Origin of the sequence: Pseudomonas sp. NBRC 111119, from assembly GCF_001320125.1 — a bacterium.
In the GTDB taxonomy this organism is placed as follows: Bacteria; Pseudomonadota; Gammaproteobacteria; order Pseudomonadales; family Pseudomonadaceae; genus Aquipseudomonas; species Aquipseudomonas parafulva.
Window position 1 is genome coordinate 1 of the sequence record NZ_BCAV01000024.1, and the last position, 22068, is coordinate 22068.

Consider the following 22068-nt stretch of genomic DNA (forward strand, 5'->3'; position numbering starts at 1 on the left):
CGGGTATTCAGGCCAGACCTGGCCAAGACGCCGATCGTGGTACTGAGCAACAACGATGGCTGTGTGATCGCCAGGTCATACGACGCCAAGCCTTACGTGAAAATGGGTGAGCCGTACTTTCAGGCGCGGGAAAAGCTTCGCCGGCATGGCGTTGTCGCGTTCAGCAGCAACTATGCCTTGTATGGGGACATGAGCGAGCGTGTGATGACGCTGATCGAGGGCATGGTACCGGCGTTGGAGGTTTACAGCATCGACGAGTGCTTTGCCGACCTGTCAGGTATTCAGCAAGGCCTCACGCAGTTCGGTAACAGCCTGCGTACTCGCGTGTTGCAATGCACCGGCATCCCTGTAGGCGTAGGCATCGCCGGTACCAAGACGCTTGCCAAGCTGGCCAATCACATGGCCAAGAGGCTGTTGAGCCAAACGGACGGTGTGATCGACATCACCGACCCGGTCAAGCGTGACTGGGTACTGCGTAACTCCAAGGCCAGTGATGTGTGGGGTATCGGCCGCAAGATGACCGCCCACCTGGAGGCCATGGGCATCTACACGGCAATGGACCTTGCCAGGGCCGACGCCCGTACCCTTCGGCAGAAGTTCAGTGTGGTGGTGGAAAAGACCGCCCGTGAACTGGGGGGCACACCGTGCCTGGAACTGGAGGATGTGGAGATGGCCAAGCATGAGATCTGCAGCAGCCGTATGTTTGGCGAACGCTTGAGCGACCTGCCGTCGATCAAGCAGGCAGTGGCCACTTATGTGGGGCGCGCTGCGCAAAAGCTGCGGGCACAGGGCTCGCTGTGCAAGCGCATGCGCGTGAGCATCCGCACCGGCATGTTCAATCCCCAGGAGGCCCACCATGCTCAGGGAGCATTGGTGGAGTTGCCATACCCAACCTGCGACACGTTACTGATGACAAGATTAGCCACCGATGCGGTGTCAAAGATCTTCCGGCCCGGTTTCCGCTATAGCAAGGCGGAGGTCTTGCTAATGGATCTGCGGCAACCTGGTGAGTTCTCGGAGGATTTGTTCGCGCTCAATCAGCCTGTTGCAAGTGGCCGGCTCATGCGAGTTATGGATGACATCAACGACCGCTGGGGCCGCGGGACGATGCGTACTGCAAGGGTGCCTCTTACTCCGGATTGGGGAATGAAAAGAGGGATGATGAGCCAGTCCTACACCACGCGGATCGATCAGTTATGGACTGTCAAATGTTGAGCTTGCCTGCTTAGTAACTCTGTGGCTGTGATGTACGAGCCCAATTTCGGAAGTAGGAATCTCGCTCGTTACCAGTCCCCGAGAGGAAAATCTAGCGTTCTTAACGCGCCCGCCGACCTTGCCGTCGTTCTTGGCTGAACTGGTGCTTGCAGCAAGTGTAGAGGAACAGCTAGATCAGTTTTCGGGAAGCGGCAATACCTATCTGACTCAAATCTTCCTGTATTTGCCGTTGGCAAAAGAAAGCCCGCTGTCAGGCGGGCAAAGGAGCATCTATCACATAGGGATAGCTTGAGTATGCTCGACGCGAAGTAAAAAAGAGTGAAGGAAAAGTATCCCCCGATGTAATGGTTTTGGTTGACTCAGGTGATTGACTGAGTAGTCCTTTGCTTGGCTGACACCCTCATTTCACGTCATACCCGGATCACAGGAAGCGGTCAAAGCTATAGGGACCAGGATCGATCAACGGCGTTTGTTGCGAAACCAGATCTGCTGCTAACTGACCCGCAGCAGGCGAGGTGCCGAAACCGTGACCGGAAAAACCGGTCGCCAGGGTCAGTCCGGGCAAAGTCGATACTGAGCTAATGACTGGGTTTGAGTCAGGGGTCACGTCAATTGTCCCGGCCCACGCAGAAGCGATCCGTGCTTGCTCAAACACCGGCCACGCAGCCCTGAGGTTGCGCAGTGCGTCGTCGTTCAACGCAACATTTGCCTGAGGGTCTTGAACCCGGACTTTTTCAAAGGGCGATACATCCGTGGCCTTCCAGCGCCGCGCCAGGGCAATATCCTTAAGGAAGTATTTGCCCAGACTGATCTGCAGAAAGTCGCGCTGCGCGCGAAGCTGTGGCAAGTAGCGTGTACCCAGCAGCAGGTGATCGAGGGTAAGGAAGGCATCCAGTTTCCCACGCTGGGTGATGATGAAGCCTCCATCCTTGTGTTTACGGAATGAAAAGTCTGGAGCGCCCACAGCAATCTCCGTGGGGCCTTCCATCGGTTCTGTGCGCAGCACTGAGCAGGTCAACGGCAAAGTCGGGAGGTCGATTTTCAGGTTGCCGAGGAATTTACGCGACCATAGACCGCCAGCCAGCAGCACTTGATCACAGCGAATCTCGCCTTGTTCGGTGACCACGCCGCTGACGCATCCGGCACTGGTCTGAAGGGTGCGTACCGCGCAATTTTCAACGATCACTGCTCCCTTGGCCATCGCCGCACGGGCAATTGCGCTGGCCGCCAAGGTTGGCTCCGCACGAGCATCTGAGGCAGTGTAGATAGCACCGGCCCAGTCAGTGCGCCCTCCAGGAACCATTCTGGCGATCTCGCCATTGCTAAGCAGGCGCGAGTCCAGACCAAGGTGTTCGACGCTCTTCAGCCAACCTTCGTGCATGCCCATCTGCGTGTCGTTACGACCCACGAACATGATTCCGGCCTGTCGGTAGCCCACGTCACTCCCGACCCGTTGCGGCATTTCGGCCCAGAGTCGATCGGCCGCCAAGGCAAGAGGGATGTCGTGTGCATGGCGGTTGGTTTTACGCACCCAGCCAAGGTTGCGCGATGACTGCTCGCCTGCGATACGACCTTTCTCCAGCACCACCACCGGGATTTTGCGCTCGGCGAGAGTCAGCGCGGCGGTCAGGCCTATGATGCCACCACCGATGATCACGACAGTGGTCGCTTCCGGTTGATGGGGGCTGGTGATTACAGGGTCGATAGCAGGGGACATGGCGTTACTCGGCGGTGATAAGTACAGGTGGCACGGTGCTGGTGTTAGGCGTTACTGGCCGAGGCGAATCAGCTTGACCTGGGCGCGCGAGGCCCCGCGATAGGCAGTGACTTCTAGCTCAACTTTGTAAACGGTAGAACCCAGCGGTGGGCAGGTGACCGTGGTGGCCGGGTCGATGCCACGAAACTTCTCGCCGATCACCTCCATAACGGCTGGCACGTCGCTCGGCTCTTGGATAAACACACGTGAACAAATCACGTCAGCCAGGCTGGCATCGACGGCTGCCAAGGCGCTTTCAATATTGGCGAACACCTGGTGAGTCTGTTCGATCACGTCTTCGGCGATCAGCTGAGTCTGCGGGTTACGGCCAGCAGTGTTGGAGACATAGATCCAGTTATCGACCGCCACCAGGCGGGAGTAGCTGGCCATGTCTTCAAACTTGGAGCCGGTTTTCAGTTTGGTGATTTGGGTCATGGAGAAGCCTTCATTGCGAGAGAAATCGATTAGCTGAGAACGGGTTGTTCCCAAAGATTTAGCTTGACGCCGATGCCTTTCTCGATGGCATTGCGGTACACCACGGTGCCCCAGGCGACGTCCTCCACCGGCATGCCGCCGACTGACATGAGGATGATTTCCTCGTCGTTCAGGCGTCCCGGCGCTTCACCGGCGATGATCTTGCCGATGTCCTCGACCTGCTCGGCCTGCAGGGTGCCTTCGGCAATCATGTCCATGAAGCGCACGCCCACCAGCGGCACATGGTTGTGGGCCGGTTTGGGGAGTTCTTCGAACCAAGCTTCGTAGAGGCCGGTGTTGTCCACCACCTTGCGCACGTCGGCCTGTTCCATCCCAGCGTCGATGCTGCACGGGGCGGGCATGGCTAGGAAGGCGCCGGGCTTGACCCATTCGCGCTTCACCAGCGGGTAGAGGGATGGGTCGCCGACTTCACCGGAACTGCAGTAGCTGACCAGGTCGGAGTCGCGTACTACTTCTTCCAGGGTCTGTACCACCCGCACGTTGGTGATCTGCGGGAAGGCGGTGTTCAACCAGCTGACGAACGCGTCGAGATTCTTCTGGCCGCGGCCTTTGATCTTGATCGTATCGACCTGTGGGCACACGGCCATGAACGCGGCGACCGTGGTCTTACCCATCACTCCCGGGCCGGCCAGACCGATGACCTTTGAATCCTTGCGTGCCAAGTGACGGGCGCCGACGCCCGGGATCGCGCCGGTGCGGTAGGCTGAAAGTAGGTTGGCTGACATGTGCGCGAGCGGGGCGCCGGTGTCGGCGTCATTAAGGGTGAGCATCAGGATCGAGCGCGGAAGGCCCTTTTCGCGGTTCGCGATGTTGGAGCCGTACCATTTTGCGCCTGCGGTCTGGAAGTTACCGCCGAGGTAGGCGGGCATCGCCATCATGCGGCGGTCGGCGGTTGGCTTGGGCATGGTGGAGAACGGTGAATGCTCGGGGAAGGTGATCATTGCGCCGTGCGAGTCGCTGTTCGGACCGGCCATGCGGTAGTCGCCGTGGTAGAGCAAACCGAACATTTCTTCCATGGTGTCGACGCAGGCGGGCATGTCCGTCACGCCTGCGCGGATCATGTCCTGTTCGGAGAGGTAGATGAAATCGATACGGGTGTCGAAGGTCATAGCGGGTCTCACTGTACGGACGGTACCTAGGGGCCGCCGTACTGGGGTTTTATTGTTGTGTTACCCGGCTGGACCGGGCTGGACAGGTGATCTCAAGGTAATGGGCAGTTTCGCTAACGACTGGTAGGTCGTCTTGTTTGTGTCTGCCAGAGCAATTGATCATCTGTGCCAGCTCAATCGGTTCGTCTTCAATTCGGGTCGTCAGTTGAGGGCCTCGGCCCTTTGGCACGTCTCCATTCGCTTAGGTGGTACACCACGCCAAACACGATAATTCCGCTGCAAATCAAGTAGCCCAGGAAGTGATTGCTCATTGCACTTCCTCAGTGCCCAGCCAATGAATAGCTTGCTGGCACGTCTCGCAGGCTCAGGGTGGTCAGCACACAGACCAGCAGTGTGCTAACTGCTAGAAGCCCGGCCCAAGCCACCGGGCCGTGTTGCAGAACTACAGCAGCTCTTTCAGTTTGCTACCTACCGGTCGGTAGGTTTGCGAATCGTATGCTTGCGCGCCCGTGAGGTCAAACGCTGTAAACGTGCAGAGTGGCGGTCGTCACGCCCAGACAAAGGCGCTGGCACGCTGAGGCAAGCAGGCTCAGAGAGGAAAGGGGATAGTGACGCCGCCTCACCAGGGCAGCTTTCATACTTCATAGATACAGCGCTTAGACCGCCGGCCATGGGCCGGCGGTTTTTTATGTCAGAACGGTACCGCCACGGTCAGTTGGCTGTAGACGTTGGTGCCGTTGCCGCCGACCTGGTTGCCACCGTTATCCTGATCCTTGCGCGGCTGATACAGGCCGACCAGGGGACTGATGATCAGGTGGTCGTTGACGGCCCATTCCAGATACAGGTCGAGTTCGCGGGCATCGAGGTTCAAGCTGTCGCGGGTACGCACGGTATCGAGGTTAAAGTACAGGGCGCCGACCGTGAGGTTTTCCAGGGGTTTGGCTTTCAGGCCAATATGGTGAATGCCGGTGTTGCTGTTGAACGGGCCGGCATAGTTGGCAGCGACTTCACCCTGGAACCAGGTGCCATAGCCACTGGACAGGCCGCTGAATAGAGGATCCCATTCAGCCGAGTAGCGGGTATACCGGTAGGTCAGTTGCGGAGCCCAAGGCAAGTCTGCAAAGGTGTAGCCGGCCTGCAGGTACCAGGCATTTTCCGGGCCCCCGTGTTTGTCTTGCCAGGCATATTCAAAGGCGAAGCTGGCGTTTTCGATACCAGCACTGCCTTCGCCACGCACGCTGTACACATCCATGCCTTCGCGAGCCTTCTGGAAATCGCTGGCCCACTGGTCGGTGACATCGATGCCGTGAATCCAGGTCAGGCCCAGGGTGCCCAGGGCGTGGGTGTAGTCCAGCGTACCGGCAGCCAGTTCGGTTTCGGCCTGGGCGCGGTTGTCGGATTTGAGCCACAACAGGCTGCCGTGCAAACCGTCCTGGCCACCCAGGCGCAGCACTGCCGTGCGGTCGAAGGCATGGCGCGCCGCCAGGTAGTAAGCGCCACCCCGATCCAGCGTACCGTCTGCGACACCATTGCCCAGGTTCGGCCCGTCGTCGTTGATCAGGAAGCCAGTGCCGAGGCGGACCACTTGGCGGCCGGCGGAAACATCTACACCGTCCTTACCCAGTAGTGGCACCAGGTCGCCCGAACGCCAGCCCAAATAGGCGTCCTCGATCTTGGTGGTGCGCTCGGAGCCGTCCGTGTAGCCGGCGGCATCACCGTCGCCCCACGTCGCGGAACTTACCCAGTTCAATGCGCCATACAAGGTGCCGTTGCCAGTGAGGCCCTGATCACCACTGAGTCCATACTTGATGAAACCCTCGCGCCAGGTTGAGCCTCCTGAAGTGCCGTCATAGTTCTTGCGGCTGTTGAACATACCCCAGACCGCCAGCATGTCAGCATTCAAGTGGCTGTCTTCGTCAGCGTACAGTTCGTAAGCCGGCGCGACCTGGCTGGCGAGTAGGACTGCCAGGGCCAGGGTCGACAGCGTTTGTGGTTTGACCATTGCACTTTCCCTCGTTGTCAGTCGCCTTTGATAAGGCGCTTTCTTGTACGTGGGCACCCGCATTGGCGGGCGCCGTCGCGGTTGGCTGCGACGGCTTATTAGTGCGTGAGGGGCAGGTCGGGGTCTTGTTTCTGGCTGCCAAGGCGCTTGCACGGCTTGGCCACACGCACAGATTTACAGCGTTCGATCAGGCTGCAGAAGGGTCGTAACATGATTGGCGGCGGCCTTGGCGCAAAGTGTGTCGATGGCCTCGCTGGCACCAGACACGCCTATCGCCCCGATGACCTGCCCGGCATGGCGCAAGGGTTCGCCGCCACCGAACAAGGCCATTCCTGGCTGCAGCGGAAAACCGTTGCGCACCGCCTCGGAGCAGCGCTCCAAGCGTTGCTCCCAGTCAGCCGTGGCTATGCCGAACCCCGCAGCCGTAAGGGCTTTGCGCAACGCTATGGCATGTGCTGGACGGGGTGCACCGTCCATATGCGCAGTGTGGATCGGTAGGCCACAGCCATCGACGATTGCCAAGCTGACTTTGACCTGCTGCTCAGTGGCCGCGTCGAGCGCGGCCCGCAGCGCCTGCATGGCCAGCGGCAGGGTAAGGGTGAGTTGTTCGCGTAGCCAGAGCGACATTTCGAGCATCTCAATAGCGGATCATGACCGATTTGAGTTCGGTGAAATCGTCGATGAACGCCGAACCAAACTCACGGCCGATGCCGGAAGCCTTGATGCCGCCAAACGGTACGGCCGGGTCGAGCAGCGTGTGCATGTTGACCCACAGTGTGCCGGCCTGGATTTCCGGAATGAGGCGCATGGCCTTGCCCAGGTCGTTGGTCCATAGGCTGGCGCTCAGCCCGTAAGGCGACGTGTTCATCAACTGAAGCAGCTCATCTTCGCTGTCGTAAGGCAGGAAGGTTGCCACCGGGCCGAAGGTTTCTTGGTTGAGAAGGGTATCGTTGGCGGACTTGGCAAGAATCACAGTCGGCTCGACGAAGCATCCTGGGCCATCCCCAATACGCCCACCATGGATGATCTGGCTACCTTCGGCGCGAGCAGTGGCGAACAGTTCGGCAAGCTTCAACTGGTGTGGCTTGTTGGCCACCGGGCCGAATTGCGTGGTTTCGTCCAGCGGCGAGCCCACCTTCAATTGGCCCAAGCGCTGGGAGAGGGCGTCGAGCAGTGGGTCGATGTGCGAGCGGTGTACATAGAAACGCTCACCGGCGGCACAAATCTGCCCCGAATGCAGGAAGCCAGCTTCGATGATGCCGTCGACGGCTTTCTCCAAACCTACGTCCGGTAGGAACGCCACGGCGTTCTTGCCACCCAGTTCCAGAGTGGCGCGGGTAAGTTTTGCGCTCATGGCAGCTTGGCCGACAGCGATACCGGTAGGTACGGACCCGGTGAACGATACCTTGTCAGTACCCGGGTGCTCGATCAGTGCTTTGCCAACATAGCCAGCGCCAGTCAGCACGTTCAATGCGCCCGCCGGCAGGCCTGCTTCAGTGGCCAGCTCGGCGATACGCAACAGCGTCAGCGGTGTGAACTCGCTGGGTTTGATGATGATGCTGCAGCCCGTGGTCAGCGCCGAGGCCAACTTCCAGATGGCGATCATGGTCGCGAAGTTCCATGGCACGATGCCGACGACCACACCGATAGGCTCGCGCAGGGTGAAGGCGCTGTAGCGCTCACCGGCGAACGAAGGCAGAGACGGTGTGATGGTCTGGCCGGTGATCTTGGTCGCCCAGCCTGCGTAGTAACGCAGGAAGTGTGCAGCCTGCCCGACCTCGAATGCACGCGAGATGCCGATCAGCTTGCCCGATTGCAGCGTTTCCATCTGGGCCAACTCTTCCCGATTGGCTTCCAGCAGGTCGGCGAGCTTGAGGAGTACACCGGCGCGTGCAGCTGGGCTGGTTCGCGACCAACGGGTGAAACCCTGGCGAGCCGAGTCCACTGCGCGGTCGACATCGGCTTGGTTGGCGTCGGCGATTTGCGCGATGGTTTTGCCATCGGCTGGGTTGACTACCGCTAAGCGGTTTGAGGATTCGCCGGCGACAGTCTGGCCATGAATGTACAGGCCATGATCACGCGCCAGAAAGGCGGTGACTGCAGGCAGCAGGTTGATATCGCTCATGGTGCGCGAACTCCGGGCAGTGAAGAAGGGAATGCTGGAGCCTAGCGTGGTGTCCTGCTGGACATCTTGTCTGAGCCTGTCAGCCGCATGACGCTGAGTGCCAGCGTGATACGTCGCATCCCGAGCATGGGTCCGGCTTGCGACGTATCTTTGGCTCATGCCAGCTGCAAGGTCAGCGTGTCCAGCAACCCGCGTTGAAACGCGCAGGCCTGTGGGTTCGGCTGTTGCGCCTGGATAAATTCAAGCATCGGGTCGATCACGTCTGTGCGAACACCGCTGAGCGCTTCGAGCGTTGCCAGTCCGCAGAAGGGCACATAGGACTCGGAGTACCCGCCTTCATGTACCAGCACCAAGCGGCCGCCACACACGCGGTCGGCGAGGTCGCGCATGCGCTGAGTCATGGCCCGGAAGGACTCGCTGTGCAGCAGCATCCGGGCCAGCGGGTCGACGGCATTGGCATCGTAGCCGCATGCAACGACGATCAGCTCTGGCTCGAAGCGTTCGATGGCAGGGATGATCAGCCAGTCCCAGGTCACGGGCGACCTCCTTGTAGGTCTTGCCTTCACCGAAGCTTTGGGCGACCTCGTGCTCGCGAGGGCTGAGGGTTTCCAGTGGGCTCTGATGGCGCCCTGCGATCAGGAAAAGGTCACCGGCATGTGAGACGCTTAGGTGTATTCGGTCGATGATGAATTCACCGGTCTCAATGGCAATGGGCAGAGTAGGTCCGCTCCACTGTGGCCAACCTTGCAGCAGTAGCGCGATGAAGGCAGGTTCGGCGCAATGCAGCGTACCGTTGCGGTCACACACGGCCAGGGCAAGGTTCTGAGGGTTGCTCAGGGTTTCGCGGATCGAAATCAGCGTTCGGATGCGGTTGGACGCAGCGGCTGCGGACAAGTGGGGCATGAGGGTTTCTAGGAGCAGAACGTCCTGCGGGCTGAAGGATGCGGAGTCCGGGCTGCGATACAACGTCAGGTGCTCGGAAAGCCGAGTTATCGGGTCGCTTACGATGATGCACATCAGTTGGCCGATATGGTGCTTGGCTCCAAGCCACGTCAGACCAGTTGTGGTGCTCATGTCGATGACAACAGCGTGGCCAGGGCGGCTGTGCACGCTGTCGATCGTGACGTCGTCGTGGCTGATCGATTGCCAGTCCAGCAGATACTGCGCTGGAAGCTTGAAAAGCTGCGTACTGCGTTCCACCGGCACCCCGTTGATCAATGCGGCCAGTCCCCACCACGCCTTGTCGAATGCAATGAGTTCACTGAGACGTTCAATCATGCGGTTGTGGAAGTGTTCGATGCTCTGGCTTTGGGCTAAGCGCTGGATGTCGAGCACGGTGTTACTGAAAGCACTCAGTGTTTGGGCGAGACGATCGCTCATACGGGAAGTCTCCGGGCGATTTTTTATTATTGCTGGCAGGCACTTCGAACGTCGTTGATGTCGAGTAGCTTGGTTACCAGTATTTGACCAGCCAGCCGCGGGTGCCATCCTACAGATGCGGGATAAGCGCTTCCCCGGCGAACTGGCTGTCTGGCAGCCTGTAACAAGGGTCTCGGCAGGCAAAGGCAAGACTACGGAGCACGCAGGGCGCACAGTGCAGGTACATGGAGGTAGGTCGGGCCTGCATGTGCAATGGTCCGCTTACCCTCTACCAGCCAACACTGAAGCCAGGGTCTTGATCAAGATGTCAACCAACAATAAGCTCACTGAGCACCTCAACAAAGGCACGGTCGGTTTCCCTACCGCACTCGCCAGCACCGTCGGGCTGATCATGGCCAGTCCCGTAATCCTGACTGCGACGATGGGCTTCGGTATCGGTGGCAGTGCGTTTGCCATCGCCATGGTCATCGCTGCATTGATGATGTTGGCCCAGTCGACCACCTTCGCCGAGGCGGCCTCGATCCTGCCGACCACTGGCTCGGTCTACGACTACATCAACTGCGGTATGGGTCGCTTCTTCGCCATTACCGGTACGCTTTCAGCCTACTTGATCGTGCATGTGTTCGCCGGCACTGCCGAGACAATCCTGTCTGGGGTGATGGCGTTGGTGAATTTTGAACACCTCAACACGCTCGTTGAGTCTGCGGGCGGTTCTTGGCTGTTGGGCGTCTGTTTCGTGCTGTCGTTCGCGGTACTGAACGCGTTCGGCGTCAGCGCGTTCAGTCGCGCGGAGGTGATTCTCACCTTCGGCATGTGGACGACGCTGATGGTGTTCGGTGTGTTGGGGCTCATCGCCGCACCTGCGGTGGAGCTGGAGGGCCCGTTTGGCGTCTCTCTGGTGGGCTCTGATGTGATGACCATCCTTTCACTGATCGGCATGGCCATGTTCATGTTTGTCGGTTGCGAGTTCGTGACGCCGCTTGCCCCCGAACTGCGTCGCTCGGCCTGGGTATTGCCACGCGCCATGGCGCTGGGGCTGTTTGGTGTGGCCAGTTGCATGTTCATCTACGGCGCGGCGATGAAGCGCCAGGTGGAAAACGTCATACTCGATGCCGCCACCGGCGTACACCTGCTGGATACGCCCATGGCCATTCCACGCTTTGCCGAACAGGTGATGGGTGACATCGGCCCAGTTTGGCTGGGTATCGGATTCTTGTTCGCCGGTGCGGCAACCATCAACACGCTGATGGCCGGGGTGCCGCGCATTCTTTACGGGATGGCCGTAGACGGGGCGTTGCCTAAGGTATTCACCTACCTGCATCCGCGCTTCAAGACACCACTGCTGTGCATTCTGGTGGTTGCACTGATCCCGTGCCTGCATGCCTGGTACTTGGGTGGCAACCCAGACAACATCCTGCACCTCGTGCTGGCTGCCGTTTGCGCTTGGAGCACGGCCTATTTGCTGGTGACACTGTCGGTGGTGATCCTGCGTATCCGTCGCCCAGACCTGCCGCGCGCCTATCGTTCGCCGTTGTTCCCGTTGCCGCAAATCGTTTCCAGCGTCGGTATCATCATCGGTATGCTGTTTATCACGCCGCCTGGAATGAATCCGGCGGATGTTTACGTGCCGTTTGCCATCATGCTTGGCGGCACGGCAGCCTACGCGCTGTTCTGGTCTGTGTGTGTGCAGAAGGTCAACCCGTTCAAGCCTGCCCGGGTTGAGGATGTGCTGGAAAAAGAATTCGCCGCCGAACCTGGCCACGCTGCGGAGCGTACGCAACATGATCAGACATTTGCGTGAAAGGCTGCTGGCGCCTCGGGCGCCTGCCGGTTATCGGCCCGGTGTCACCTTGGGGCATCTGCTGCGTAATCTCGGCCCGCTGGAGATACAGCGGGCGCAAGCGGGTGTCGCACAGCTGTGTTTCCCGCCCCAGGGTTGGCAGGCCGAGGTGCGTGAGTGCGTCGAAGCGCACCTGCTGATGCACGTCGTGACATGCGAGTTTCGGTTGAGCGTGCCTGCCCTGCAACAGGGCGATGTGCGGTTGGAGCTGCGCCACACCGGGGCGTTTCGGCGCACCGGCGTCACCTGCGTGTTCCGGGGCGGTGACCAGGCCCTCTTTGCCCAAGTACGCGATCATTTAGGCCGAGATGCGACGCTGTTGGCGCAGCTGATGCCGCTGGATTTCAAGCGGTTGACGCTGCAATGCCGCGATGGCCAATGGCAGCTTGCTCTGGAGCATATGGGTGCTAGCGAGGTGGTCAACCGGATGCCGGCGTTTCGTCGCTATATTCAAGTAAGTCCGCAGCAGCGTTCGCATTTACTCGCCTGCCTGTCTGGCCTCAGGGAGTTTCTGCAGCGGATCTGAAGCGACCTGGCATACCCTTTGCTCAGTGTACTCAACCAAATGTGATAGTTGTGCGGCCATTGTTAACATGTTATCAATGGCTGCATAACAACAAATTCGCGCCGAGGCCACTATGCAGACTCAACAACCCGACCATCAGGGACTTGATCGCTGGACCGCTGCCATGCAGGGGATTTGCGGCCGTTTCGAAACGGAATTGGCTTGCAATCATTCGCTCTTCATTGGCGATGTCTCAGCTCATACGCGCGCAGGCTTGCCAGTCGCCTCTTTGCGTACGAACGCCGGCGTCATTCGGCGGCTGGGTGATAATCCCGCGCTGGATGATGACCAGCATTGTTTTCTGGTCCTGCAGCGTTCGGGGCGCTCTACGGTCGAGCAGGGCGGTTTGACCATCTACCTGGCCCCTGGTGATCTCATGCTCATGGACTCGGTGGGGCGCTGCGAAATCAAGCCGGCGGGTCTGATCGAGCATGTTTCATTGGCGCTTTCCCGCGATCAGGTGCGCAAACAGGTTCCTGGCAGAGGAACTCTGGTAGGAAAGATTTCATCCAGCAACGCGTGTGGACGCATGCTTCATGTGTTGATGGATCAGATGTGCAAGGATGAGAACACAGGCGAAGACGGTGCTCAGGGCGCTGCGTTGGAAGCAGCATTCACCGCGCTTTTGGAGCCGGGCTTTGAGTTTGGAGAAGGCAACCTTGGCAGCATAGATGCGCTTAACGGCGGCAATCTGCGCAGTTATGTGCAGAAGGTGATTGACAAGTCGTTGTCACAACCCGGGTTGACGCCTGCTGCGTTGGCTGGCGGGCTTAACATTTCAGTGCGCCACCTCTATCGCTTGTTCGAAGAGGACGGTGACAGCGTGTGCCGCTACATTCAACGAGCCCGGCTCAAGCGGAGCGCCGAGGATCTCGCCAATCCGTTCTTCAGGTGCGAGTCGATTACCTCAATCGCTTATAAGTGGGGCTTCACGGACTCCGCCCATTTCAGCCGCTCGTTCAAAAAGCAGTATGACCAATCTCCAAAGGACTACCGGGCCACGGCTATGGACTCCTGCTTGCGCTAACCCACCGCAGTAAAAACGCCGCCAGCGCGTGTAGCGCTGGCGGCGTTTTTAATACCTGCTTGCGTCAAGCCACGGCGAAGTAGTGCTTGACGAACGACTCGCTCAAAATCTCCCACAGCACCGGCGTGCCCTTGGTTACGAACCAGGCGTCACCGGCTTTGTAGCGAGTGACCTGGCCTGTGGACTCGTCAGTCAGCTGGATTTCGCCTGTGACGATTACCGCCTGCTCGTTGAACGGGTAAACCATGCGGAATTTGCCGCGGGTGGTGCCAAAGTAAGCGCTGCTGACGGCGTCGGTCGGCGCTCCGTGGGTCATTTTGCCAAAGGCTTTGACTTCGCCTTCGAGGATTTCCGAGCCCAGATCGGCAACGGTGCCCCAGGCATCGAGTTCGGACAGTTGTATGCCTTGCTTGGCGGCAGTGAGGGTCATGGCAGTTCTCCAGTGGGTGAAAGATACGGTTAGCGGCGGCCGTTGAAATAGCCCGAAAGCTGGTGCACGGTCTTGCCGGCGGTGAGCAGCAGCGGGCGGAAATGGTCCTTGCCGAGGATCCGTGCGTGTTTGACCGAACTGATCAGGTCGTAGCGCGATGAGCCTTCGTGCATGCCCTCGGCGAGAATCTTGCAAATGATGTGGCTGGGCGTGACGCCAAAGCCCGAATATCCCTGAACGTAAAATGCGTTGGGGCGATTGCTGAGTGTGCCGATCTGCGGGAACAGGTTGGCGCTTGTGGCCATTGGGCCGCCCCAGGCGAGGTCGATCCGCACATCCTTGAGGTAGGGGAAAATCTTCAGCATCAAGGCACGGTTCCAGGTCTTGAGGTCCAGCGGGATGTGCTCGATGAACGGCGTGGCGGCTCCGAACAGCAGGCGGTTTTCGCGGGTGACGCGGTAGTAATCGATCACCGGGCGGATATCGCTGTAAGCGCCGCGGATCGGGCTGATACGCTGTATCAGTTCTTCCGGCAGTGGCTCAGTCATCATCTGGAAGGCGTAGGTGTTGATGGTGCGTGCGTGCAGCTCCGGTTCCATTTTGTTGAGGAAGCTGTCGCAGGCCCACAGCAGCTTGCTGGCTCGTACCGAGCCGCGGCCGGTGCGCACCTTGATACGCTCGCCGTAGGTCACCTCCAGCGCCGGGCTGTGTTCAAAGATGCGCGCGCCGTGGCCTATCAGGGCCTGGGCTTCGCCCAACAGCAGATTGAGCGAGTGCACGTGGCCGCCGCCCATGTGCAGCAGGGCGCTGCTGTAAGCGTCGCTGCCGATGATCTGCTTGACCTCAGCACCACCTAGAAAGCGGATCTCGTCATGGGTGTTGATCGACTTGAAGTCTTTTTCCCATGCTCGCAGGGTCTTTTCCTGGCGTTTGTTGAAGCCCATGTAGCCATAGCCGTGGCAGAAGTCGGCATCAATGTTGTAGCGGGCTATGCGCTCTTTGATGATGTCGGCGCCCAGTTCGCTGATCTCGAAAATCTGCTTCAGCCCCTGGTCGCCGACGCTGCTTCTGATCTTTTCCAGATCATGTCCAATGCCGGCCATGATCTGCCCGCCATTGCGCCCGGTACCGCCAAAACCCAGGTAGCGGGCTTCGAGTACCACAATATTGGTGACGCCTTTTTCTGCCAGTTCCAGTGCTGTGTTGATACCCGAGAAGCCGCCACCGATGACCACGACATCGGCGTCGATGTCGCTTTCTAGGGTGGGGAAGCCAAGGTTGTATTTTTTGGTCGCGGTGTAGTAGGTCGGGGTCTCGATGTTGATCATGACGCAGCCTGCTGAATTGGAATTGTGATGGGGCCTTTGCCGAGGCAGTGCACGTGGTGCCATTGAGCACCTAACGATCGGTAGGCGTCTTGCCTGAGCCTGCCAAGGCGTTTGATCTGCGTGCCAGGGCGCAGTGTAGGTGGAGGCTTGACGTACGTCGTAGACTCCTTGATCATGGATGTCATGAATATGTTAATAAATCTACTACGTTACCGCCGTTACGCCACCTCAAGCTGAGGCGGTCGTGACTGCGTGCACGTCATCCGCCCGGGGCGGCTGGACGTGTGTCTCGCTCCTCGGGCTTTACCCAGGAGTTGTCATGAGCGACCTGCATTCCGACCTGATCGGCCACCTGCAAGCCAGGGGCTTCATTCACCAGAGCACTGACCTCGAAGGACTACGCTCTCATCTGCGCGATGGACCGCGCACGTTCTACCTGGGCTTTGATGCCACAGCCGACAGCCTGCATGTCGGGCACCTGCAGGGTTTGATGCTAATGCGCTGGCTGCAGAAGGCTGGGCACCGCCCGATCCTGCTGATCGGTGGCGCGACCACGCGGATCGGTGACCCAAGCTTCCGGGACGAGAGCCGCCCGGTACTCGATGAGGCGCAGATTCAGGCCAATATCGCTGGCATCACGCGGACCTTCGGGCGCTACCTGCGTTTGGGTGAGGGGGAGGGCTTGGTGGTCGACAACGCGCAGTGGCTCGATGGTATCGGCTATCTGCAGTTCCTCGACCAGGTTGGGCGTTACTTCTCGATCAACCGCCTGTTGACGTTCGACTCGGTGCGCCAACGCCTGGACCGGGAACACTCGCTGTCATTTCTGGAGTTCGGTTATACCCTGCTGCAGGCCCATGACTTTACCGAGCTGGCGCGTCAGCACGACTGCACGCTGCAATTGGGCGGTGCTGACCAGTGGGCCAACATCATCAATGGCGTCGAGCTGGCCCGGCGCCGTGATCAGCGTCAGTTGTTCGGTCTGACCATGCCGTTATTGACCAATAGCGATGGCAAGAAGATGGGCAAGTCGCTCAACGGCGCAGTCTGGCTTGACGAGCGTCGCCTGCCGAGCTTCGACTTCTGGCAGTTCTGGCGCAATTGCGACGATCGGGACCTTCCGCGCTTTCTGGCCCTGTTTACAGAACTTTCGCTGGAGCGGATCGCCGAACTGACGCGCGAGGGTGGTGCGGCCTTGAACCAGGCCAAGGCGCTGCTGGCCGATGAGGTGACAGCCCTGGCGCACGGCGCTGAGGCTGCCAAGGCTGCGCGAGAGGCCGCCAGTGGCGTGTACGGGGACGGCAGCAGCGCTGGGTTGACCACTATTGCCGTAGCACGCAGCACGCTGCAGGTCTTGAGCCTGGCTGAGGTACTGGTGCAGGCCGGTCTGCAAACGTCGCGTGGTGCGGCAAGGCGACTGGCGGAGGGTGGTGGATTGCGCCTGGATGGTGAGGTGGTGCTATCAGTGGACGCCGATTTACCGCCTGGCCAGCATCAATGGCGCCTGAGCTTGGGCAAGAAGCGCCATTACCACTTGCTTATCGAGTAATTGGTTAATGTATTAATGAGCGCGTGCTGGCATACTCGCCTGCACGCTTTTTATCGACGAGCCCCCGTACGAATGACCACGCCACGCCCCTCCCTTACGCTCACGCTGCTGCAGGCTCGCGAAGCCACCATGGCGTTCTTCCGCCCGGCGCTGAACGCCCACGAGTTGACCGAACAGCAATGGAGGGTCATTCGTATCCTGCGCCAGCAGGGTGAGTTGGAAAGCCATCAGTTGGCTGAGCTTGCCTGTATTCTCAAACCGAGCATGAGCGGCGTGCTCAAGCGCCTTGAGCGCGACGGTATTGTCGCGCGGCGCAAGTCTTCTGAAGACCAACGCAGGGTATTCATCAACCTCACGGTCAAGGGGCAGCAGGTGTTTTTGGCCATGAGCGAGGAAATGGGCCGCAACTACGACAAGATCCTGAGTCAGTTCGGCGAGGAAAAGCTTCAGCAACTGACCCGGCTGCTCGAAGAGATGAAGAAGATCAAGCCGTAGGTCCGCGTGGCTGCCCTCGCCTTAGCGGTTCAGCGACAATGAGTCGTCAAGGATTTTCAACAGCGATGCCGCACGTCGTGCATAGACGGCGGGGTCGGCATACATCAGTTCCACATGCAGGCTGTCGATGATGCCCAGGTAGGCATCGGCATAGACCTCCAGGCGTGTGCTTGCCAGGTCGGCCCAGCTATAGCGCGCATGCAGCGCTTGGCAAAAACCTTCGCGCACGCCGTCCAGATATCGCTCGAACCCTGAGGTGACGGCCTCCTTGATATCGATCGGAGGCAGAAACGCGGTGCGCAGGATGAAACGCAGGTTCTGCGACTGTTGGTAGCGCTCGGCAAGGTGAAGCACCAGCCAGTGCCCAGGCGCTACTGCGCCCGCCGCCTCCTCTCGAAAAGTGCTCTCGACGAATTGGGTCTCCACTTCCAGTGCACGCTGAAACGCTTCCAGGAACAATGCATCCTTGTTCGCGAAGTGCGCGTAGAGCGAGGCTTTACGCATGCCAGCCAGTTGAGCGATCTCATTCAACGAGGAGGCGTCGTAACCGAATGCTGCGAAGTGGCCGACGGCGGCGTCGCAGATACGTGCCGCAGAGGGGGAAAGCGCTTTCAACCAGGTCACTCCATCAATGGCGCGGGTAGGCCACGCGCGCTTCGAGGAGGATTGTGGTGGCGACTGGGGCAGGGGTCAATCGCTTCGAGGTGAACCCAGGGCCGATACCATGGAAAGTACAATTTTCCCCTCGTAACGTGCATTTCTCGACACCTGCCTCAGCCACATACTGAACGCGTCATTGAGACTATTCGGCTGCCCGCTGCCGCGCAGGGGGTTGCACGCTGGTTATCCAATAATAAAGAGACCGTTCATGAAAAAGCCAAATCCTTTGCTGGAAGACCTCAAAGCCATCCTGCCGGCCATTGCTGCCAACGCATTCAAGGCTGAGCAAGACCGCAGTGTGCCAGCAGAGAACATCGCCTCGCTCAAAAGTATCGGCATGCATCGCGCTTTCCTGCCCAAGCAGTACGGTGGCCTGGAAATTTCCTTGCCGCAGTTCGCCCAGTGCATCGCGTTGCTGGCCGGCGCGTGTGCCAGCACCGCTTGGGCTATGAGCCTGCTGTGCACCCACAGCCACCAGATGGCGATGTTCCCGGCCAAGTTGCAGCAGGACGTATGGGGTACTGACCCGGACGCCACGGCCAGCAGCAGCATCGCGCCGTTCGGCCGTACCGAAGAGGTGGAAGGCGGTGTGACCTTCAGTGGTGAAATGGGCTGGAGCTCCGGCTGCGACCACGCCGAGTGGGCGATCCTCGGCTTCCGTCGGCCCAATGACGAAGGCACCCAGGATTACTGCTTCGCGGTTCTGCCGCGCAGCGACTATGAAATCCGTGACGACTGGTATGCAGTGGGCATGCGCGGCAGCGGCAGCAAGACGCTGATCGTACGCGGCGCTTTCGTGCCCGAGCACCGCATCCAGAAGGCCAAGGATATGATGGAAGGCAAGTCCGCCGGCTTCGGTATGTACCCGGACAGCAAGATTTTCTTCGCTCCGTATCGCCCTTATTTCGCCAGCGGCTTCTCTACCGTCAGCCTGGGCATTGCCGAGCGCATGCTGGAAGTGTTCCGCGAGAAAACCCGCAACCGCGTGCGTGCCTACACCGGTGCGGCGGTCGGTACCGCCACGCCTGCCCTGATGCGCCTGGCTGAGTCCACCCACCAGGTGGCTGCCGCACGGGCGTTGCTGGAAAAGAGCTGGGACGAGATTGCGCAATACAGCGAACGTCATGAATACCCATCGCGCGCTACCTTGGCGTTCTGGCGCACCAACCAAGGCTACGCGGTGAAAATGTGCATCCAGGCGGTCGATCGCCTGATGGAAGCAGCCGGCGGCGGCGCTTGGTTCGATACCAATGAACTGCAGCGACTGTTCCGTGATTCGCACATGACCGGTGCCCATGCTTACACCGACTATGACGTCTGCGCACAGATCCTTGGCCGTGCACTGATGGGCCTGGAGCCTGACCCGGCGATGGTTTGACCGCCGCCCGGCTGATCCCCCGCAACAACCACAACAACAAACAGGGGCAGGCCCGTTCGGCCTGCCCGGGAGTCTTGCATGTCCAATTCAACCTCTGTGACCGATTTCGATACCCGTGCCTTCCGCCGTGCCTTGGGTAATTTCGCGACTGGCGTGACTGTGGTCACCGCAGCCGGGCCGAGTGGCCGCAAGGTCGGTGTCACCGCCAACAGCTTCAACTCGGTGTCACTGGACCCCGCATTGATCCTCTGGAGTATCGATAAACGCTCCACCAGCCATGAGGTTTTCGAGGAAGCTTCGCACTTTGCAGTGAACATCCTCGCGGCCGATCAGATCGACCTGTCGAACAACTTCGCACGTCCCAAGGACGATCGTTTCGCCGGCATCGAGTACGAGGAAGGGATCGGTGGTGCGCCGCTGTTCGCCGACTGTGCGGCGCGTTTCCAGTGTGAGAAGTTCCAGCAACTGGACGGCGGCGATCACTGGATCCTGGTCGGCAAGGTCGTAGCCTTCGATGACTTTGGCCGCTCTCCGCTGCTTTACCATCAAGGTGCTTACTCGATGGTGCTGCCGCACACCCGCATGACCCGACGGGCGGAAGGGCAGGCGCCGAGCAGTCACTTCCAGGGCCGTCTGCAGCACAACCTGTACTACCTGATGACTCAGGCCCTGCGTGCCTACCAGGCCGACTATCAGCCGCGTCAATTGTGCACTGGCCTGCGCACTAGCGAAGCCCGTATGTTGATGGTGCTGGAAAACGATGCTGGGCTCAGCTTGAACGACCTGCAGCGCGAAGTGGCGATGCCTGCGCGTGAGATTGAGGAGGCCGTAGCCAACCTCAAGCGCAAGAGTTTGATCGCTGACGACGACGGTCGTGTGCGGCTGTCTGCAAAAGGGGTGGATGAGACCGAAGCGCTGTGGGGCATTGCTCAGGAGCAGCAGGACAAGGTGTTCGGGCAGTTCAGTGCTGAGCAGTTGGAGACCTTCAAGACCGTGCTCAAAGCCATTATTCAGATGTGACAATGGTCTTGAACAAAAACGGCGCCCATCGGGCGCCGTTTTTGTTTCTAGCGATAGCGAAGGTTCAGTACACACCGCCTGCGACACTATTGAACGCAGGCGTATCCTTGAACTTGCCCGCCAGGGCCCGCAGCCCGCGCATGAGCACGGTGGTATCGACGCCGACTGCGACAAAGGCCGCGCCCAGTTCGATGTAACGATGTGCCAGCTTCTCATCGGCACTGAGAATCCCCGCCGCCTTGCCGGCCTTGCCGATTCGCACAATGGCATCTTCGATCGCTGCCTGCACTTCAGGGTGCCCCGGATTGCCACGGTGGCCCATGGCAGCGCTGAGGTCGGCAGGGCCGATGAACACGCCATCGACGCCGTCCACTGCGACGATGTCGTCCAGGTTGGCCAGGCCTTCCTTGTTCTCGATTTGTACCAGCAGGCACATCTGCGCGTCCGCTTGGTCCAGGTAGCCGGCGATGCTGTTCCAGCGCGACGCCCGCGCCAGTGCACTGCCCACGCCACGTACGCCGGTCGGCGGGTAATGCACGGCCTTGACCAGTTGTCGCGCCTGCTCGGCACTTTCGACCATCGGTACCAGGAGGGTTTGAGCACCGATATCCAGCACTTGCTTGATCAGTGCGGTATCGCCGATCACCGGGCGTATCACGGCCTGGCTAGGGTAGGGGGCCACTGCCTGTAACTGCGCGAGCATGCCGCGCAGGTCGTTGGGCGCATGTTCCCCATCGATAAGCAGCCAGTCGAAGCCAGCATTGGCGGCCAGTTCGGCGCAGTAGGCATCGGCCAGGCCGAGCCACAGGCCGATCTGGGCCTGGCCGCTGCGCAGGCGTTGTTTGAAATGGTTGATTGGCATGTCCATGGTCAGTCCTCAGACGAAGCGGCAGGCGATCGGGCCGAGCATGTCGTAGTCGACGTGGAAGGTGTCCCCAGGGCGAGCGGCGACCGGGCGAGTAAAGGAGCCGCCGAGGATGATCTGGCCAGGCTGCAGGGTGACGTCGTACGGCGCCAGCTTGTTGGCCAGCCAGGCGACACCTTTGGCGGGGTGATTGAGCACAGCGGCACTCACACCGGACTCCTCGATCACACCATTGCGATACAGCACCGCCGGCACCTTGCGCAGGTCAATGTCGGTAGGGCGCACGGCCCGCCCGCCCATGACCACGCCAGCATTGGCGGCGTTGTCGGAAATGGTGTCGAACACCTTGCGGGTTACCTGGGTCTGCGGGTCGACCTGCTGGATACGGGCGTCGATGATCTCCAGTGCCGGAATCACCCACTCAGTGGCTTCCAGTACATCGAACACGGTGACGTTGGGGCCCTTGAGCGGCTTGCCCAGGATGAACGCCAGCTCCACCTCGACTCGCGGCACGATGAAACGATCGAAGGGGATGTCGCTTCCTTCGTCGAACAGCATGTCGTCGAGCAAGGCACCGTAGTCGGGTTCAGTGATGTTCGACGACACCTGCATGGCGCGCGAGGTCAGGCCAATCTTGTGGCCGACCAGCTTGCGGCCAGCGGCGATCTTCTTGGCCACCCAGGCGCGCTGGATGGCATAGGCGTCTTCGATGGTAATCGCTGGCTGCTCAAGGGAGAACTGGCGGACCTGCTCACGAGAGCGCTCGGCCTGGTCGAGGCGTTCGGCGGCCTGCTGGATGAAAGCGTTATCAAGCATGATGACAATCTCT

The 22068-nt window shown here is 59.9% G+C and carries 20 protein-coding genes and 1 pseudogene; 9 read left to right on the forward strand and 12 right to left on the reverse strand.

The features are described from left to right. A partial coding sequence (gene umuC / locus APH25_RS10955) for a translesion error-prone DNA polymerase V subunit UmuC (RefSeq protein ID WP_060481936.1) occupies nucleotides 1-1215 on the forward strand: 1215 nt, incomplete at its 5' end. Nucleotides 1216-1636: 421 nt separating this feature from the next. Here umuC and APH25_RS10960 read toward each other — a convergent pair. The 7 genes and pseudogenes from APH25_RS10960 to APH25_RS26240 all read right to left on the reverse strand — a co-directional run. Beyond that, entirely contained in the window at nucleotides 1637-2932 is a 1296-nt protein-coding gene (locus APH25_RS10960; protein WP_060481937.1) for an FAD-binding oxidoreductase, read from the reverse strand. Between the two features lie 51 nt (nucleotides 2933-2983). Continuing rightward, nucleotides 2984-3406, reverse strand: coding sequence for a RidA family protein (locus APH25_RS10965; protein ID WP_060481938.1), 423 nt, complete (start codon nucleotides 3404-3406; stop codon nucleotides 2984-2986). A 29-nt stretch (nucleotides 3407-3435) separates the two neighbouring features. Further along, on the reverse strand, nucleotides 3436-4575 hold the full coding sequence (locus APH25_RS10970) for a tyramine oxidase subunit B (RefSeq protein ID WP_028634160.1): 1140 nt from the start codon (nucleotides 4573-4575) through the stop codon (nucleotides 3436-3438). A 691-nt stretch (nucleotides 4576-5266) separates the two neighbouring features. Further along, entirely contained in the window at nucleotides 5267-6577 is a 1311-nt protein-coding gene (locus APH25_RS10975) for a hypothetical protein (RefSeq protein WP_060481939.1), read from the reverse strand. 174 nt (nucleotides 6578-6751) lie between these two features. Continuing rightward, nucleotides 6752-7204 (reverse strand): heme-binding protein, encoded by a 453-nt coding sequence (locus tag APH25_RS10980; protein WP_060482018.1) that lies wholly within the window; start codon nucleotides 7202-7204, stop codon nucleotides 6752-6754. A 10-nt stretch (nucleotides 7205-7214) separates the two neighbouring features. After that, the gene (locus APH25_RS10985; protein ID WP_060481940.1) at nucleotides 7215-8702 is read right to left on the reverse strand and encodes an aldehyde dehydrogenase family protein; all 1488 of its coding nucleotides are present in this window, start codon (nucleotides 8700-8702) and stop codon (nucleotides 7215-7217) included. Between the two features lie 356 nt (nucleotides 8703-9058). Then, nucleotides 9059-9268: pseudogene (locus APH25_RS26240) on the reverse strand (hypothetical protein); the annotation flags it as partial. Between the two features lie 454 nt (nucleotides 9269-9722). On the opposite strand from APH25_RS26240, the gene APH25_RS25665 reads away from it, so the two are divergent. The 4 genes from APH25_RS25665 to feaR all read left to right on the forward strand — a co-directional run bounded on the left by APH25_RS25665 (nucleotide 9723) and on the right by feaR (nucleotide 13514). Next, nucleotides 9723-10019 (forward strand): hypothetical protein, encoded by a 297-nt coding sequence (locus tag APH25_RS25665; protein WP_177331168.1) that lies wholly within the window; start codon nucleotides 9723-9725, stop codon nucleotides 10017-10019. A 367-nt stretch (nucleotides 10020-10386) separates the two neighbouring features. After that, on the forward strand, nucleotides 10387-11883 hold the full coding sequence (locus APH25_RS11000; protein ID WP_060482019.1) for an APC family permease: 1497 nt from the start codon (nucleotides 10387-10389) through the stop codon (nucleotides 11881-11883). Nucleotides 11884-11932: 49 nt separating this feature from the next. Further along, the gene (locus APH25_RS11005) at nucleotides 11933-12448 is read left to right on the forward strand and encodes a DUF3156 family protein (protein WP_345940163.1); all 516 of its coding nucleotides are present in this window, start codon (nucleotides 11933-11935) and stop codon (nucleotides 12446-12448) included. A 112-nt stretch (nucleotides 12449-12560) separates the two neighbouring features. Continuing rightward, on the forward strand, nucleotides 12561-13514 hold the full coding sequence (feaR, locus tag APH25_RS11010; protein ID WP_028634150.1) for a transcriptional regulator FeaR: 954 nt from the start codon (nucleotides 12561-12563) through the stop codon (nucleotides 13512-13514). 64 nt (nucleotides 13515-13578) lie between these two features. Here the strand turns inward: feaR and APH25_RS11015 are convergent, their stop codons facing one another. Together APH25_RS11015 and APH25_RS11020 are read right to left on the reverse strand one after the other, a co-directional pair. Continuing rightward, nucleotides 13579-13944: a cupin domain-containing protein gene (locus APH25_RS11015; protein WP_028634149.1), complete on the reverse strand. Its 366-nt coding sequence runs from the start codon at nucleotides 13942-13944 to the stop codon at nucleotides 13579-13581. 29 nt (nucleotides 13945-13973) lie between these two features. Continuing rightward, the gene (locus APH25_RS11020) at nucleotides 13974-15272 is read right to left on the reverse strand and encodes an FAD-binding oxidoreductase (protein ID WP_060481943.1); all 1299 of its coding nucleotides are present in this window, start codon (nucleotides 15270-15272) and stop codon (nucleotides 13974-13976) included. A gap of 319 nt (nucleotides 15273-15591) precedes the next feature. On the opposite strand from APH25_RS11020, the gene tyrS reads away from it, so the two are divergent. Further along, complete coding sequence (tyrS, locus tag APH25_RS11025) at nucleotides 15592-16821, forward strand: tyrosine--tRNA ligase (RefSeq protein ID WP_156333154.1); 1230 nt, start codon at nucleotides 15592-15594, stop codon at nucleotides 16819-16821. 72 nt (nucleotides 16822-16893) lie between these two features. Beyond that, on the forward strand, nucleotides 16894-17316 hold the full coding sequence (gene hpaR / locus APH25_RS11030; protein ID WP_028634146.1) for a homoprotocatechuate degradation operon regulator HpaR: 423 nt from the start codon (nucleotides 16894-16896) through the stop codon (nucleotides 17314-17316). A 21-nt stretch (nucleotides 17317-17337) separates the two neighbouring features. Here the strand turns inward: hpaR and APH25_RS11035 are convergent, their stop codons facing one another. Beyond that, entirely contained in the window at nucleotides 17338-17931 is a 594-nt protein-coding gene (locus tag APH25_RS11035) for a TetR/AcrR family transcriptional regulator (RefSeq protein WP_028634145.1), read from the reverse strand. A gap of 253 nt (nucleotides 17932-18184) precedes the next feature. Here APH25_RS11035 and APH25_RS11040 point away from each other — a divergent pair, with 253 nt between their 5' ends. Both APH25_RS11040 and APH25_RS11045 read left to right on the forward strand, forming a co-directional pair. After that, nucleotides 18185-19354: a p-hydroxyphenylacetate 3-hydroxylase oxygenase component gene (locus tag APH25_RS11040; RefSeq protein WP_060481944.1), complete on the forward strand. Its 1170-nt coding sequence runs from the start codon at nucleotides 18185-18187 to the stop codon at nucleotides 19352-19354. Nucleotides 19355-19432: 78 nt separating this feature from the next. Then, nucleotides 19433-20374 (forward strand): p-hydroxyphenylacetate 3-hydroxylase reductase component, encoded by a 942-nt coding sequence (locus tag APH25_RS11045; protein WP_028634143.1) that lies wholly within the window; start codon nucleotides 19433-19435, stop codon nucleotides 20372-20374. Between the two features lie 64 nt (nucleotides 20375-20438). Here APH25_RS11045 and hpaI read toward each other — a convergent pair whose 3' ends face one another. Continuing rightward, the gene (hpaI, locus tag APH25_RS11050) at nucleotides 20439-21242 is read right to left on the reverse strand and encodes a 4-hydroxy-2-oxoheptanedioate aldolase (RefSeq protein ID WP_060481945.1); all 804 of its coding nucleotides are present in this window, start codon (nucleotides 21240-21242) and stop codon (nucleotides 20439-20441) included. Nucleotides 21243-21251: 9 nt separating this feature from the next. Then, nucleotides 21252-22055: a 2-oxo-hept-4-ene-1,7-dioate hydratase gene (gene hpaH / locus APH25_RS11055; RefSeq protein WP_060481946.1), complete on the reverse strand. Its 804-nt coding sequence runs from the start codon at nucleotides 22053-22055 to the stop codon at nucleotides 21252-21254. Between the last annotated feature and the right edge of the window lie 13 nt (nucleotides 22056-22068).